The organism is Bacillus cereus group sp. N31 (genome assembly GCF_016483245.1).
GTDB lineage: Bacteria > Bacillota > Bacilli > Bacillales > Bacillaceae_G > Bacillus_A > Bacillus_A toyonensis.
The window spans coordinates 187,125-203,402 of the sequence record NZ_JAEHCH010000004.1 but is presented as its reverse complement, the minus strand read 5'-3'; the positions used below and the strand labels follow the sequence as shown (position 1 = coordinate 203,402).

Below are 16,278 nucleotides of genomic sequence, written 5' to 3'. Positions count from 1 at the left end.
AAAACAACTCCCTCTATAGTTAAAGTTTCCCCTTCTTTAACATCTTCTCTACAATTTGTACGTTTTTCGAACTTTGTAATAAACGGTTTAATACGGTAAGTAACTCTTCCTTGTCTAAATCTTTCAGTTTCTCTTTCACCGTACGCTCACCAGCACCTTGAATATCATAAACAACTGCCGCCATATGCTTGCAAAGATTCTCATAAGGACACTCGCAGCTACTTTCTGTAAAATCTTCAAGATCAATAATCACTTCATAATTTCCTGCATTTCCAGTAACGAAAGCAATTACTTTCTTGTCTTGTATTTCAACATCTTCTACATGTCCATCTTCATAATATTCATATCCCTTATCTATAATGTACTTTGGGATCCATTTCGTTATATCTTTTAATAAGTAAGCGTACATATTTGCACCTCTTCCTTTAATTCCCTTTTGACTTCAAAAAACCTGCATGTTATTCTAATAACTGTCAAGTAGCGAGTCTACGTGACAAAACGACTGACACCTATTCGGCGGAGGTGTCTCTTTTCATTTGCAGCCGATATGAATTGCCTCTTTCAGGCACATTCAATTTTTGACACTACACACTCAACACCATTCCCTGTATCAGGCTGCATTAGCAGTCTTTTACTCTACATACTTCGCTATTTCAAGAAAAAAGAGAGACTAGCTCCCTTTTCTCGCCTTATAAAATACCCCTTTTTCAGTATAGAGATATTCATCATCAGCTAATGTAATTTTCCCATCCAGTTTGAGTTCATCTAATAGTCTTGATAAATAAAATTGATGTAACATTTTTTTCGTGAATTTTCCTTCATGATGCGAAACGATATGTTCTTGAATATCTAACAATGATATTGGCTTATCTTGCTCTATCATATATTCATAAACTGTAGTACGCAGTTTTACGTATTTTTCGAGTGTCACAGTAATCCGCAACCCCTTTCTTCTTAATATAAATTTTCGTAATCGGTTTTTTTTGCAACAAAAAAACCTCTCCGATAAGAAGAAGTTACGTATATATCTTCGTCTTATCTCCCAGAACAAATATGTTCTGCTGGAATTAGCACCTGCATCGCGGTTGCTGGGTTTCATCGGGCCAGTCCCTCCACCTCTCTGGATAAGAAAATATTCACTTAAATCTTACTATACGTAATTTCATTTCAATTGTCAAACAAATACAACAAATTATATTTTCTTTCTTCCTGTTCATACTATACATATATGAATATGCAAGGAGGATTATGAAATGCACGAAAATGCTCGCGGATATGTACAAGATTCTTTTCAATCATTACAAGAAGCAAAACATTGTTTAGAAGAAGCATTACAGACCGTCGAAAAAGATTTTAATCGTGCTCGTATTGAGCAATCTCTTTATGCGATCGAACAAGCTATTCAACGCTGCGATTACACGGTTCACATTTTAGAACAAGATTGAAAAAAAACTTCCCATCATAAGGTGGGAAGTTTTTTCAAATGGCATACTTCATAATTATTGCCGTTATGATTAAAAAATATACAGAATTAACAATTTCTAAAATCCCTACTTTTATGATAGAAATTTTTTTGCCATACAACATAATTGCCCGAATGACACTTGGTATAAAAATAAGAGAGCACCATGGATTGATAGCAAATATAATTATCGTTAATACGATATGATACCCCCATGATATAATACGATACTTCGTATTATTTTTTTCACGAATCATTGTCTTCACATAAAACGTACTTCCTAAAAAATATAAAAATGAAATAAGCGCAATAAATAAAGCTGTTTTATCTATGAGTTTCATTGAAAAATAATAACTAACTAAACCACCTATACAGAAAACGGTGATTGCGCAAATGTCATTTAGCAGTGCTCTTTCATTCTTTTGACGAGCGTAATACATATTTACTATAAATAATGGAATCATTGCTGCTATGAATAAAAGAACTCGCCATTCATATAATAGAGAAATCATCCCAAATACGAACGCAATAATAAAATATACAATTGCTGCATGTAAAAACTCTTTTTTTCGTTTTTGTTTTATGTACATGAGAAATGGATACGTAGCTAAATAGATAAAGAACCAAGCTAAAAACAATGGAATATGATAAAAAGTAGGTTTCCCAAGTATGACACTTAATAGAAATGGGATAACAAGCATGGCCCATGCACCATGTTGCTTCGGAATAACTAACTTCATTAACTATACACCTCCCTCTTGAAAGAAGTTCTCACCTACTATTATACAAATAATTTTATATAATAACGGATGTATATTGGATCTATTTTTTGACAATAAAAAATGCTCCTTACAATATGTAAGAAGCATGAAAGAGGCAAACGAATATGTAAGTCGCGACCCTACCTTATATAAGTATGCTTTTCTATGTCATGTTATGCTCATCTAATATACCGTATTTCTTTTTAAACCTTGTGAGAATCGTAATCCATGACGTACTAAATAGTAGTAGGAAAATAACATTTGAAATCGCATGACTTAAGTCAAAGTAAAAACTCGCGACATAGTACGCAATGACGGTTTCCCACGTTGCTTCTCGTATAAAACCGAGAAGTCCCCAGAAGTTCATAATCCAACCAAATAAAAATCCAACAATTAATCCGTATAGGAGTCTTCCCCAGAGCTTTTTCATGAAAAATGTATTACGTAATAGTCCAGCTATAAAACCAATCATACCCCACGAAAACATTTGCCACGGCGTCCACGGACCTTGTCCTAAAAAAATGTTCGATACGATAGCGGCTGTTGCCCCGATCATAAAACCAGTTTCACTCCCAAACACGATTGCAGAAACGATAATGACAAAGGAAGTTGGTTGTACACTTGGTAAAATAGAAAATGGTACGCGGCTAACCGCAGCAATTGCTGCTAACACGGCAACGAGAACAATTTCACGTGAAACAAACGCCTTCCTTTCAAAACGGATATAGAAAGGTAACATAATAACAGCTAATAAAAACAAACTACTTACCATGTAATAGCCGTCCATGAGGAGTGTAGTAAAGAGTAATGTGCCTATTATAAACGCAAAAATACATATTATGAATGCAATATATCGTTTGGACACGCTTCGTACACATCCTCCCACGTTAATGCATATGGCAATTCTTTTCGAATGAATCGATTAATAGATGTTGTATAAAAGAAGTTACCGCTAAAAAATTCTTTCGGTGCATCATTCATAATGACTGTTCCATCAAATAACATCATGCACTGATCAACATATTTCGCTGCGAACTCAATATCATGCGTTGCCATTACAATGGTTGTACCTTCTTTTTGTAATTTCCTAAATAGCTCTCCTACTCTTTCTTTCTTCCATGGATCTAATCCCTTTGTCGGTTCATCAAGTAGTAATAGCGTTGGTTTTGATAATAACGTTGTACATAATGCGAGTAGTTGTTGCTCTCCCCCGCTACAATCATGTGGATGGCGCTCTTTAAGCGAATGTAACCAAAACTGTTTCAACATATCTTCTGCTATTTCTTTTCCTTGTTCTCCATATAATTCACGAGCACGTTCATAAACTTCTTGCCACACTGTATCAAATGTAAAATGATAATACGGATGCTGTGATACATACCCGATCCTTTTAAATCGTTCTTTCGAATCAATTTTATGTATCACTTTACCATGCCACTTTACTTTCCCTCTTCTCGCTTTTTGCAATCCTGCTAAAATCGTTAACAGTGTAGACTTCCCAGTACCATTTTTCCCAACGAGCGCTACCCATTTTCCTTTTTCAATCGCAACTGTTAAATCTCGTAAAATAAGCGGACTATTTTTTTCATATTGAAAAGAAATATGTTCTGCACTTAACATTACTTCTTGTTTTTTACGTTGTACCATCTGCTCATTCACATATGATATCACTGAAAAATCATTCATTTTTATTTGTGCTTCTCGCACTGTAAACGGAATATCTCTCGCATTCCATTCTAAAAACAACCTTGGAATTTGCGGAATAAATGGACGGAAGTTTTCCACTTCCCACATTTTCGCTATAACTGTTTTAGGACTACCATCATAAACAATTCGGCCGTTATCCATACAAACAACGCGTGTTGCAAGTGGTATCACTTCATCTAAACGATGTTCACTTAAAATAATCGTAATTCCAAGTTCTTCATTAATACGTTTTAACAACCCTAAAAACTCTTTCGCAGCAATCGGATCTAATTGCGCCGTTGGTTCATCTAATAATAATAGTTTCGGCTGCATAACTAATACCGCAGCTAAATTGACAAGTTGTTTTTGCCCACCAGATAACGTATGAACAGATTGATGCAATAAATCTTGAAATCCTAAGAAGCTAATGAGCTCGGCTATTCGTTTTTGAATAATATGTGATGGTAATCCGATATTTTCTAAAGAAAATGCTAATTCTTGAATCACTGTATCCATTACGAGCTGATTTTCTGGGTTTTGAAATACCATCCCAATTTCTTGGGCAGATAATAAGTCAGGTACTTCCTCTAATAATACATCTTCATAAAACATCTCTCCCGAACGCGTGCCAATTGGAAGTAACTCCTTTTTAAAATGTTTTAATAATGTCGTCTTCCCAGATCCCGATCCCCCAGCTAGCGCTATAAACTCTCCTTTTTGAATAGAAAGAGAAATATGCTGTAACGCTTTTTCATTTTCATCAGCATATACAAATGATAAATTGTTTATTTCTGCATGCGCCACCATATCCATTCCCTTCCTTCCATTATGATTGGTAAATTAATAAACAGCATAAATGCTACAAACATCATTCCATCGTATTGCTGGAATAGAATAGATTCGACTTTCGGATAAATGATCAATTTTCCTCCGCCATACTTACTACATATGATAGCAGTTATAAATAAAATCATTAAATAACTGAGCGTATACCAATCATGTTTTTCCATTCTATACCGAATATACGTCGTACGTTTCGTTACACCAAATCCACGAGCTTGCATAGAATCTGCCGTTTGAAGTGCATCTTCTAACGAGCAAATTAATAATACTTGCAGTAACTGCATGCCATTTTTCACTCTTTCAACAATTGAACCTGAATCTACCTGCACACCTTTTGTCTTTTGGACGAGTGTTATTTTCTGTAATCGTCTAATAAACAAAGGCACAAACCTCACTGTAATCATCGTTAACAATGCAACTTTCGGTGAAATTCTCGAAAACAAATATAAAAATTTATGACTTGAAATAATATCATTATACGAAGCAAACGTAAACATAATCGCAACTAGTAATAACCCCATTACTAGTCCAAACATAATTGCCTCCAGCTTAATACGGCTATCACCTAACCAAAATAACGTTGTTCGACCTCTATGCGTTAATAACGAATTAAATAAAATTACCATAAAAAAGAATACGATTGTGCTCGGTAACATTTTTCTTATCTTTTCGCTATTCCCTTGCATCACATTTAATATAACGATTAATAAAATTGCTCCAATTAAAAAAAGAGGATGAAGACACATCATACATAGTATCATCACCCCAATATAATAGAAAAAATTCACAAAAGGATGTAAAGAAGAAAAACTTATTTTCATAGTCCTTTACCGAATGCCTTTCTTATTTTAATACATATACCCACTCAATTGTATCTCCTGGTTTTACTGTAACTACACCAGCACTACGGTTCGGAAATGCACCATTCACACGATATTTCCATCCACTAGTATCAGCAATATCTTTTTCATATAAATCATTAATACCTTTTACATAAATACTATCTTTTGATCCACTTGCATCAACATCTAATCCTGTACGCTGCAACACTTTATAAACAGTATCACCTTCTTGTACATCAACCTTTTTCGCACCTAATAAGTACCCTTCATGTCTTTTTACGGAGATAGTAACTTGTTTTGCTTGTGGTTTAGGTACCGGTACTGTATCTATTTTTGGTGGTACAGGAGTTGGTACGGGCGGAGTCGGTATCGTTTTATTCTCTTTATTCGGATCTACCTTTTGCTCCTGCTTCGGTGTTTCTTTCGGCTGATTGACAACCTTTGCTTCTTCTTTTACTTCCTGTGCTTTCGGTTGCTGTTGTTTCTCTTCGTTTGCTTTTTGTTGTTCTGGTTGTTTAGTAGCAGATTGCTCCTGAGGTTTCTCTTCTTTCTTTACTTCAGGTTGTTCCTGCGGCTTTTCCTCTTTCGGCTTCTCTGCTACTTTTTGTTCTTGTTTCTCTTCTTGTTGTTTCTGTTCCGGCTCAGCTTGTTTCTCTTCCGGTTTCACTTCTTCTTTCGGTTCTTCTTGTTTTGCTACCTCTTCTTGCTTTGGCTCTGCTTTCTTCTCCGGCTTTACAGCCGCCTCTTCACATCCGGCAAGTAGCCCGAGTGAAAGCATTAAAGAAATGAACCACTTCATCTTACTCATGTTCTCTCTCACCTTTCATATAAAAATTAGGAGCAAATCATTGCTCCTAATTTTTGTTAAGCTGCTTTACGTCTCCATAATACATATGCAGAAGCAATACATAATACACCCATACCTACTTCTGTAGCTGTACTATGAGAAGATGCTCCTGTTTTCGGTAGCATGTTTTCATTTTTAACTGGTTTATTATCTACAACAACTTTTACATCTTCATCTTTTGTTTCTTGTTGTATTTGTTTTTGTTCTTTCGGTTCTTCAGTAATTTCTTTTTCTATTACCTTATTTTCTGGCTCTTCAATTGGTTTCGGCTTAATTACTTCATCATCGCCTACATTAGACCAGTCATAAATAGACTTTCCGATTTCTTTAAATTGAACTAACGCTAAAAGAGCTTGCTCTGTAGCCATTCCGTTACCATTTTGATCACTTGGTAACCATTTAAATTCACCATTTGGAAGTTGATATGACAGCAGACTTTGCACTGCCTTATGAAGACGATTTTGATCTACATCTTTAACAAGTGATAATCCAATAATTGCTTGCGCAGTACTATTAGAATTTTCTTGTCCATCAGCAGAAAAACCACCATTTTTTAGCTGTTCGTTATATAAATACGCAACAGCTTTTTGTACAGCTGGTTTCACATCTGATCGATCTTGATAAGGTGCTAACGCGGATAAAACCATACCTGTTACATCGACGCTACTAGCACTATCTTTACTCCCTGAACTAGTATAAGTCCAGCCACCATCTGTATGTTGCGTGTTTAAAATTGCATCTACTAAAGCAACTCGATTCCACTTTGCTTCGACTGGAATTTCATATTTATTCGTATCAAAGGCAAGTAACGCAAATGTATAACCTGTAACAGAATTTACTTTATCAGATTCATACAATTTTTGAACTAAGTTATGTCCGCCTACCTTTTTAGGGTCTGCACTCATTGCATTCATCATAATAATCGTTCTAGCTAAATCTGTTGCTGAAAAACGATTTATACGCTTTTCCACTTTTTCTGTTACTGCCTTAACATAATTTAATTGCGCCTCAATTGGTACATTCTTTCCAGAACGAGAAAGCCCTAGAGCTACCCAATCACTCTCTATTCCATCTTGTAACATCTTTTCAGACGTTTTAGAAATTGCTTCGTTTACTTGCGCTGCTGGAACTTGAATGTTCTCTTGCTTTGGTTGTTCTGGTTTTTTATCATCTTGACCATTTGGTTTTGGATCGACTATCGGTTTACCATTTTCACCTTCTGGTTTTGGATCGACTGTCGGCTTACCATTTTCACCTTCTGGTTTTGGGTCAACTGTCGGCTTACCATTTTCGCCTTCTGGTTTTGCTTCGTCTGTTTTGCCACCGTTAGGTTCTTCCGTTTTACACGTTCCGAACTTATCTAACGTTTCTTTCAATGTTTCTTGACTCATATTGCTCCAGTCTGAAACAAAACGGAAAACAACAACATCTCCAGATTTTAATTTATAACTATCCGCTCCAACTTCTGCAGATTTATCATTTACATCATACAGCCAGCCACTTGTAGCCCCGGCCATTAGCCCATCAATGCCTTTTACATACGTTCCAAACGACATCGTTTCAGCTTCTACTTTGTCCCCCATGACTTTTTGCAGCAAACTTAAAGCTGTTTCCCCATCTTTAATTTGCTCTTCTTTCGGACATAACATAATGCCATTTTGTGATTCACCAACAATTGCAAGTTTTGCTGTATTTCCTTCAGCAAACGTAATATGTACTGTATTCGCAAAAGAAACAAATACAAGTATAACTGCCATTAACGACGTAAGCAGCCATTTTTTTAACATTGCCATCCCAAAATTTCCTCCCTTACTACCATTCACACAAAAAAAGACCCTTCAAGGGCGTGCAATTGACACTCTTTTTTTGTAAGTGTCGAACAAACTGTGCAACACCTCCTACCCGCATCATTCGCGGCTATATTTGTATAGGAAAAATAATTTTGTTCATGAACGTATCATTGTGATAACATTCACTTTTTTAGGCACGACTTACTTCCATTTAAGTTATCGTAAAACGATAAACCTATACATTCTGTTAATTTTAAATTTCTGTATTATTTTACTATTGACAAAGAATTTTGTCCATGCTTTATCGGATTTATTTTCTAAGAATAGTAACTTACTAACCTTTAACGACGCAAACTTTTTTCACTAATAATGACGCCATCTTCATCCACATAAACATAATCATTTGGCTTCCATTCTACTTGTCCAAATTGCAATGAAATATTTCGTTCTCCTTTCCCTTCTTTTACACTTCTATTTGGCATCGTCCCTAACGCTAAAATACCAATATTAATATTCTTTAGTTCACTAGAATCACGAACATATCCATTTACAATAATTCCTGCCAGCTTTCTTTCCTCTGCAATAGCTGCCAAATTATCACCGAGTAACGCACAATTCGTAGACGCTCCACCATCAACAACTAATACCGTTCCTTCCGGTAATGTTTGTAATCCTTCCTTCACTAGTACATTATCATCCTTCACTTTCACCGTTGCAATTTTCCCGTGGAATTGTTCTTTCTTCCCAAAAGATCGAAAAGACTGGCGACATATTTGTAACTCCTTTTCAAACTCATCACATAGATCCGTAGTTTTCCACATCTTTTTCCCTCTTTTCCTTTTACTTTCTATTTAACATATTCTTGGATTATTTTCGTTTCCCTGTCTAATGTTGCAATAATTTGTATGTGCAGGAAAGGACAGAAAAACTATTGCCTTAAGAAGCCACCTTTATTATAATCTATTTCACAGATAAATTTCAGAATATTAAAAATTAACCAAGTGAAAAAGGAGGGATTTTATGCAATTACAAACTGAGGTAAAAAAACAACCTAGTAAACGAAAGTTTAAAATGCCTGACGCGTACGTACTACTATTTTTTATTGCCTTACTTTGTGCCATAGCTACTTATTTCGTTCCTGCTGGAGAGTTTAAAAGAGTTACAAACGGTACTGTTACAACGACAATACCAGGAAGTTATCATTCTGTTCCACAATCGCCAGTAGGGTTTGTTTCTTTTTTTACCGCTATTGAAAAAGGAATGACACTTGCTGCTCCTATCATCTTCTTAATTTTATTTACAGGTGGAGCCATTGCCATTCTTGAAAAAACAGGTGCTCTTGACGGTTTAATCTATCATGTGATTAACAAATTTCGGAATCAGCAATTACTTTTCATTTGTATTGTCGCCGCACTCTTTTCTCTTCTCGGAACGACTGGCATTATCGTTAACTCAGTTATCGGCTTTATCCCCATCGGCATCATCGTTGCACGCACATTGAAATGGGACGCTATCGTTGGCGTAGCAATTATTTATTTAGGCACTTATGCTGGTTTTAATGCTACTATATTATCTCCCTCACCTTTAGGCATTTCACAAAAAATCGCAGAACTTCCGATGTTTTCAGGGATTGGGTTACGTACAGCAATCTATATCTCTTTTTTAATTGCTACCATTTTGTATATTAATTGGTATATAAAACGTTTAAAAAAATCGAATAAAGGAAGCATACTCGGCGATAACTGGTTTCCAAGTAATGCTCTTTCAAGAGAGAGAGAAATAGAGAAAACTGAAGTTCCTTGGACAATACGTCACAAATTAATTTTACTCGTCTCAGCTTTATCATTAATTGTATTTTTAATAGGGGCTTTTCGACTACATTGGACAGATGCAGAAATGACCGCTACTTTTATTTTCATCGCAATTACAGCAGGAATAATAGGCGGTATGAAAGCGAACGATATCGCTTCTACTTTTCTAGCAGGCTGCCAAAATCTCATATACGGTGCTTTGATCGTCGGAATGGCCCGCTCTATTTCAGTCATTCTAGAACAAGGCAAATTACTTGATACAATTGTTAATCAACTCGCACAGTCTCTCGAAGGACATAGCCCTGTATTTGGCGTTATCGGTATGTATGTAAGTAGTGCCGCATTACATTTCCTCATTTCATCCGGGACAGGAGAATCTGTTATTTTCATTCCGATATTAGCTCCATTAGCTGATTTCATGCACATTACACGCCAAGTTACAGTACAAGCTGTTATGCTCGGCGAAGGTGTAGTGAACTGTTTAAATCCAACTTCCGGTGTTTTAATGGGGGTACTCGCAGCGAGCGGCATTTCTTACGGAAAATGGATTCGATTTATGGCTCCTCTTGCATTCATTTGGTTTATTATTGGACTTATTTTTCTTATTATTGGAGTGAATATTGAGTGGGGACCGTACTAAAAGGTTTACAATATACTTAACTTGATGATACAAAAACATCTATTCTATTTTCCTCTCCAATCCTATAAAAATTATTGATTCTAGTATAGATGTAAGAAGGGATTGATCATTATGATCAATCCCTTCTTACAAAATATAATACCTTTACAAATCTTAGTTCCAAATTTTATTTACCCATTCCGGATGATCAATAAAAGGATTGCGATTATGTTGATATTTTGTAAAAATTATTTCATTACGCTTTCGCTCTAAATCATCGACCGGATCTTGTTCATTCCATTTTAGTAATACAGAGAGTTTTCCCATGTACGGATCTTTATTGTTATTCACCTTTTCATTGAGTTCCAAGTCTATTTCACCGCTATCCCCTTCGTAACGAACAGCCATGTAAAACAGCATTCTAGCGATGTCTCCTTTTACGCTATCACGAGGTTCCCAAGAATCACTATCATATTTACATTCTGTCGCTTCCGAATGATTCACACCACCATTATCAAAATCCAGATTTCCACGTGAACTATTTACAGATACATCCGTCGCTCTTAAATGATGCAGATCTGTTCCAGGTCCTGCAGTCGTTCCAAAATCACCATGAGATTTTGCCCAAACATGCTCTCGGTTCCAGTTATTAACTCCTGAACCATTCGTAAGTTTCCCTTGCGAACGCCCAGTATATAAGAGTATTACATTGTTTTTATTATTTGGATCTTCATCCGTATCTCTTAGCGCTTCCCAAACCGCACTGTATGATAACTTTGTATGATCATCAATAATATTATGAAGTTCCTTCTTTAGTTCCAAACCCGTTTTTCCTATTGCATTATTATAATATGTATCGTCATAGCTTTTTACAGTCATCTCTTGTGGTGATACAGAAGCTACTTCACCATGTATAGTATCTGTGAATGATAGAGATGCAGAACCTAAAATAAAAAATGAAGATAGTGTAACCATAGCAAGCTTTGTATTTCGAAACTTCATATACCCATTTCCCCTTTAAAATATAATTTGAAGTCATTTACTAAAAATGTTCTCCCTAAAACTACGAAAACGTTTAAAACTCCATTCCCCTTCTCTTTTTATTTAATACAAAACCCTATTCAGTCCGTATCATTTCCACACTTTTGGTTTATCTACTTTTCAAACAAATTCACTTTTCACAAGGAATATCCTTCCCTAGTAAAGATTATTAAACTATTCTTTACAATTAAAAAGTAGTTTAATGTTAACTTATAAATTTCAATTTTTTTATGCAATTATGCATATTCAATAAATTTTTCAAAGAAAACCGTGCAATAAAACAGATAGAGTCTAGGACAGCAATCGTACAAATCGAGATGATAGCTCGGCTCTTCCTTTTTCCATAACTGTCTTTATTTTTTGTGTAAAACTCTTCTTTCTCTGAAAAATAAGTACAAAAATAGATTGGATACCATGTAGGCACCAATCTATTTTTATTAAAGAAACTGTGTTAATTCTGCATTGACAACACGTTGTGCAGTAATGATAACACTTTCAGCTGTTATTCCATAAACACTATATAGTCCACCAGGTTGATTAGGAACAATTTGAACTTCATATTCTAATGCTTGTCCAAAAGCAGGATGAACTAAACTTAGAGTTTCAATAGTAGAAGCATTAGAATTCACATTGAAATTCACCTGTTCAATTAATACTATTGAACCGTCAAGTCTAAAAACTCTAGCTACTCCAGTAAGCGGGCCAGCAGTACGGTTAAGGATTTTCACCCTAACTCTATTTGCATTAGCAGGTTGATTTCCCAAGTTTTCAATAGGACCTGTAGTAAAAGCCATTTTACATTCACCTCCATTATATTATTACGATATTCAATGTTATATATTAACGCTATAAACTAATTACTCAATTTTTTCTAAATAAAAAAGCTCATTTCTTATATTTTTCAATAAGAAACAAGCTTTTCTTTTTCAACTATCATTCCTAAGGTAAATCTATCTGTCTCGGAAACTTTTGGAGCTAATTGACATTTATGTTGAGCATACAACTACTTCTATTTATTTGGCATCGAAGCTATATACTTTTTAACTACTTCATATACATATTCTTGATTTGCCGCTGCTGTATTTGGATTGTATTTTCCGCCGTTTGTTTTATTGTTAGATAATACTCGAATTCCTAAAAATGGTACGTCATAAGCTTTTGCGATTTGCGCTGCAGCAGCGCCTTCCATTTCTTCTACAGATGTACCGTATTTTGTATGGAACCACTTAATTCTATCAACTTCATTATTCCAAACGTCTGCTGAACCTATCGTACCCTCAACCACTTTACCTTTTGTATATGTATCTTTCACTGCATTAGCTGCTGCAAGTAAATCCTTATCTCCCTCGTAGTATCGGATTTTCTCAGCATTCGGATCTTCTCCAGCACTTCCTTCCGAAGCCATTAAGTCCATTGAAATCCATTTTGTCGGTTCAATCCCTTGATTCTCATCCATATTTGTTGTTTTTAATGAACCTATATTTGCAACTTGTTTTCCTAACACAATATCAAATACGTTTAAATTAGGATCATGGCCACCCGATGTTCCTTGGTTAATAATCGCTATAGGCTTATATTTTTCAATAGCCACTGCTGTAGCAGCTGCTGTATTTTCCATTCCTTTACCTGTTTTCGCAACGATTACAGGATAATTGTCGACAGTTCCTTTATAAAATACAAATGTTCCAGACTTTTCTTCTTTCACATTTTTTAACCTTTTCGCAAATTTTTCTGCTTCTATCGGCATTGGACCTTGAATTAAGATAGGCTTTTCGTTGCTTTTTGCCTCAACAACTTGTTTTGGACTCGCATTACATCCCGCAAGTATTGAGGATGACAATGCAATAGTAGTTACTAGGGCAACACATTTTTTTAACATATTGTTCTTCATAAATAATCTCTCCTCTTTCTCTTGTTGTTTCATATACTCGATGTTTTCGCCCAAAGAAAAAAGTTCTAGAAATTGTAGAAGAATCTCTACTTTCTAGAACTACGGTAGTCAAAGTTAATGAAGCAAAAGACGAGGTCAATGCTACATTATAGAACGGTAGCGGCTCCATACACAAACCGACCGAATACTTTAACCCGTAGTCCAGTTCTTTCATTGGGAACTAGGTAGAAACGCTCGGACCATATTACCGAGTATATACGAGTGATGTTATTCAAAATTATTATATGGATAATATAACAAACTATTAGTATGCACGCAATATAAATATGAACATTTTTTATAATTATTTAATAAATGTTCGTTTTTCGAGGGGTTGCATAATGAAAAAATCTGTTTTTTTAAGTTTCATACCGCAAAAACAGATTTCGTATACTTAATTAGATCATCCTCCAACAACCGTTAGGAAACATCTATCTAAAATAAAAAGAAGTTCCATAATATTTAGAACTTCTTTCCCTATGTATATTTACTTCGTTATCTCACCAAACTGCGCTCTCGTCACTTTCGCTAAGTCATCCACTTTAAGTTCAATTTGTATACCAATTTTTCCGCCGCTTACAATGATCGTTTCAAGCAATTGAGCACTTTCATCGATACATGTAGAAAATAACTTCTTCATTCCGACTGGTGAACAACCGCCGCGAATATACCCTGACACTTTCGTAATATCTTTAACAGGTATCATTTCAATCTTCTTTTCACTTACTGCTTTTGCGGCAGCCTTTAAATTCAGTTCCTCATCTACTGGAATAATAAACACATGATAATTTTTACTATTCCCTTGAGCAATTAACGTTTTATATACTTCTCTCACTTCTCGTCCAATTTTCTCGGCTACTGATACACCATCAATTTTCCCATCATCCGGATCATATGACATCATCGAATATTCAATTTTTTCTTTATCTAATATACGCATCGCATTAGTCTTATCTTTTTTCATAGTGATCTCCTTAAAAGGTTATTTCATATTATTAAGTTTTATTATACACCCTTTTCCATTTCTCCTACATAACTTCACGTATTTTTCAAAACTGAAAATATTGATATTTCAAAAATCATCTGATATAATTTGGAAAAACTTATGTTAAGGAGAGATTTGTAATGCGAAATTTTAATACTTCTTTCCAACTTCATCATCATACGTAACGCCGTGTATCCGAAGAAAAATTTTTCTTCGTGGGTACAGGGCTTTTCCTGTTGACCCACGAAGCGTTCATAAAGCTATGTGGGTATTTTTATACCCGCATAGCTTTTTTTAATTTAAAAATAGGAGTGATTACAGTGAAAATGAAAAATGTAAAAGGAACAAAGGACTATTTACCAGAGGAGCAAGTGCTACGAAATAAAATTAAAAGGGCGTGTGAAGATACGTTTGAACGTTATGGCTGTAAACCGTTAGAGACACCTACGTTAAATATGTATGAACTTATGTCTTACAAGTATGGCGGCGGTGATGAAATTTTAAAGGAAATATATACACTTCAAGATCAAGGAAAACGTGAGCTTGCTTTACGTTACGATTTAACAATTCCATTCGCAAAAGTCGTGGCGATGAATCCAAATATTCGTCTACCTTTTAAACGGTATGAAATTGGGAAAGTATTTCGAGATGGTCCGATTAAACAAGGGAGATTTCGTGAGTTTATACAATGCGACGTTGATATAGTCGGTGTTGAGTCTGTCATGGCAGAAGCTGAACTTATGAGCATGGCGTTTGAACTGTTCCGAACGTTAAACTTAGAAGTAACGATCCAATATAATAACCGAAAATTATTAAACGGTATTCTTCAGGCAATTAACATCCCTACTGAATTAATGAGTGACGTAATATTATCATTAGACAAAATTGAAAAGATTGGGATTGATGGTGTACGGAAAGATATATTGGGGCGTGGAATTACTGAAGAAATGGCTGATACGATATGTAATACCGTATTATCTTGTCTAAAGCTTACAATTGCTGACTTTAAAGAAGCTTTCAATAATCAACTCGTTACCGATGGAATAAACGAATTACAACAATTACAGCAATATTTAATTGCTCTTGGAATAAACGAGAATGCTATATTCAATCCGTTTTTAGCACGAGGACTCACAATGTACACAGGTACCGTATATGAAATCTTTCTAAAAGATGGCTCGATTACATCTAGCATCGGTAGTGGTGGTCGTTACGATAATATTATCGGAGCATTCCGTGGTGATAATATGAACTATCCAACAGTCGGTATTTCATTCGGTTTAGACGTTATTTATACAGCACTCTCACAAAAAGAAACAAAATCCTCTACAGCGGACTTATTTATTATCCCACTCGGGACAGAATTACAATGCTTGCAAATTGCCCAGCAATTACGATCCACTACTTCATTGAAAATTGAACTTGAACTAGCAGGACGCAAATTAAAACGTGCTCTTAATTATGCCAATAAAGAGAACATCCGTTATGTGCTTATTATTGGTGAAGAAGAACTTAGTACAGAAACCGTAATGCTAAGAAATATGAAAGAAGGTAGTGAGGTGAAAGTTCCTCTTGCTTCTTTAAGTAATTATTTATAATAAAAACCACCCTCGTTTGGGTGGTTTTTCTATTTTATAGATAACCTATAATTAGTTTACATA

At 35.2% G+C, this 16,278-nt stretch carries 16 protein-coding genes and 2 riboswitches; of the genes, 3 read left to right on the top strand and 13 right to left on the bottom strand.

Annotated elements, in window-relative coordinates; genetic code table 11:
• Positions 1–19: 19 nt before the first annotated feature.
• Together JDS81_RS08990 and JDS81_RS08985 are read right to left on the bottom strand one after the other, a co-directional pair.
• Positions 20–409, bottom strand: a complete 390-nt coding sequence (locus JDS81_RS08990) for an SWIM zinc finger family protein (RefSeq protein WP_000271514.1) — start codon at positions 407–409, stop codon at positions 20–22.
• A 261-nt stretch (positions 410–670) separates the two neighbouring features.
• Positions 671–931, bottom strand: coding sequence for a hypothetical protein (locus tag JDS81_RS08985; RefSeq protein WP_142312434.1), 261 nt, complete (start codon positions 929–931; stop codon positions 671–673).
• A gap of 101 nt (positions 932–1,032) precedes the next feature.
• Positions 1,033–1,131: riboswitch (SAM riboswitch) on the bottom strand.
• 122 nt (positions 1,132–1,253) lie between these two features.
• Between JDS81_RS08985 and JDS81_RS08980 the strand changes: the two genes are divergently transcribed.
• Positions 1,254–1,445 carry a hypothetical protein gene (locus tag JDS81_RS08980; protein ID WP_000545000.1) on the top strand — a complete coding sequence of 64 codons (192 nt, stop codon included), beginning with the start codon at positions 1,254–1,256 and terminating at the stop codon, positions 1,443–1,445.
• Between the two features lie 34 nt (positions 1,446–1,479).
• On the opposite strand, the gene JDS81_RS08975 is transcribed toward JDS81_RS08980, so the two are convergent.
• The 7 genes from JDS81_RS08975 to rraA form a co-directional block, all read right to left on the bottom strand.
• The gene (locus JDS81_RS08975; protein ID WP_097955174.1) at positions 1,480–2,202 is read right to left on the bottom strand and encodes a YwiC-like family protein; all 723 of its coding nucleotides are present in this window, start codon (positions 2,200–2,202) and stop codon (positions 1,480–1,482) included.
• A 184-nt stretch (positions 2,203–2,386) separates the two neighbouring features.
• Positions 2,387–3,088 carry an ECF transporter S component gene (locus JDS81_RS08970; protein WP_002093568.1) on the bottom strand — a complete coding sequence of 234 codons (702 nt, stop codon included), beginning with the start codon at positions 3,086–3,088 and terminating at the stop codon, positions 2,387–2,389.
• Complete coding sequence (locus JDS81_RS08965; protein ID WP_142312433.1) at positions 3,061–4,722, bottom strand: ABC transporter ATP-binding protein; 1,662 nt, start codon at positions 4,720–4,722, stop codon at positions 3,061–3,063. Before JDS81_RS08965 ends, JDS81_RS08970 begins: the two co-directional genes overlap by 28 nt.
• A complete protein-coding gene (locus JDS81_RS08960; protein WP_097955177.1) occupies positions 4,695–5,573 on the bottom strand; it encodes an energy-coupling factor transporter transmembrane component T in 879 nt (292 codons plus the stop codon). The genes JDS81_RS08965 and JDS81_RS08960 overlap by 28 nt, the downstream gene beginning before the upstream one ends.
• Positions 5,574–5,595: 22 nt before the next feature.
• Positions 5,596–6,402 carry a DUF4430 domain-containing protein gene (locus JDS81_RS08955; RefSeq protein ID WP_199688506.1) on the bottom strand — a complete coding sequence of 269 codons (807 nt, stop codon included), beginning with the start codon at positions 6,400–6,402 and terminating at the stop codon, positions 5,596–5,598.
• 56 nt (positions 6,403–6,458) lie between these two features.
• A complete protein-coding gene (locus JDS81_RS08950; RefSeq protein ID WP_097955181.1) occupies positions 6,459–8,234 on the bottom strand; it encodes a DUF4430 domain-containing protein in 1,776 nt (591 codons plus the stop codon).
• 338 nt (positions 8,235–8,572) lie between these two features.
• Positions 8,573–9,052 (bottom strand): ribonuclease E activity regulator RraA, encoded by a 480-nt coding sequence (gene rraA, locus JDS81_RS08945; protein WP_000266041.1) that lies wholly within the window; start codon positions 9,050–9,052, stop codon positions 8,573–8,575.
• A gap of 199 nt (positions 9,053–9,251) precedes the next feature.
• Here rraA and JDS81_RS08940 point away from each other — a divergent pair, with 199 nt between their 5' ends.
• Complete coding sequence (locus tag JDS81_RS08940; RefSeq protein ID WP_070173514.1) at positions 9,252–10,682, top strand: YfcC family protein; 1,431 nt, start codon at positions 9,252–9,254, stop codon at positions 10,680–10,682.
• Between the two features lie 153 nt (positions 10,683–10,835).
• Here the strand turns inward: JDS81_RS08940 and JDS81_RS08935 are convergent, their stop codons facing one another.
• The 4 genes from JDS81_RS08935 to ybaK all read right to left on the bottom strand — a co-directional run bounded on the left by JDS81_RS08935 (position 10,836) and on the right by ybaK (position 14,596).
• Complete coding sequence (locus JDS81_RS08935) at positions 10,836–11,663, bottom strand: endonuclease I family protein (RefSeq protein WP_002175618.1); 828 nt, start codon at positions 11,661–11,663, stop codon at positions 10,836–10,838.
• Between the two features lie 476 nt (positions 11,664–12,139).
• The gene (locus JDS81_RS08930) at positions 12,140–12,496 is read right to left on the bottom strand and encodes a hypothetical protein (protein ID WP_000896124.1); all 357 of its coding nucleotides are present in this window, start codon (positions 12,494–12,496) and stop codon (positions 12,140–12,142) included.
• Positions 12,497–12,711: 215 nt separating this feature from the next.
• A complete protein-coding gene (locus tag JDS81_RS08925; protein WP_097955182.1) occupies positions 12,712–13,593 on the bottom strand; it encodes a 5'-methylthioadenosine/S-adenosylhomocysteine nucleosidase in 882 nt (293 codons plus the stop codon).
• 177 nt (positions 13,594–13,770) lie between these two features.
• Positions 13,771–13,874: riboswitch (purine riboswitch) on the bottom strand.
• A gap of 245 nt (positions 13,875–14,119) precedes the next feature.
• A complete protein-coding gene (gene ybaK, locus JDS81_RS08920; protein ID WP_097955184.1) occupies positions 14,120–14,596 on the bottom strand; it encodes a Cys-tRNA(Pro) deacylase in 477 nt (158 codons plus the stop codon).
• A gap of 341 nt (positions 14,597–14,937) precedes the next feature.
• Here ybaK and JDS81_RS08915 point away from each other — a divergent pair, with 341 nt between their 5' ends.
• Entirely contained in the window at positions 14,938–16,215 is a 1,278-nt protein-coding gene (locus JDS81_RS08915) for a histidine--tRNA ligase (protein WP_097955185.1), read from the top strand.
• Positions 16,216–16,278: the final 63 nt, after the last annotated feature.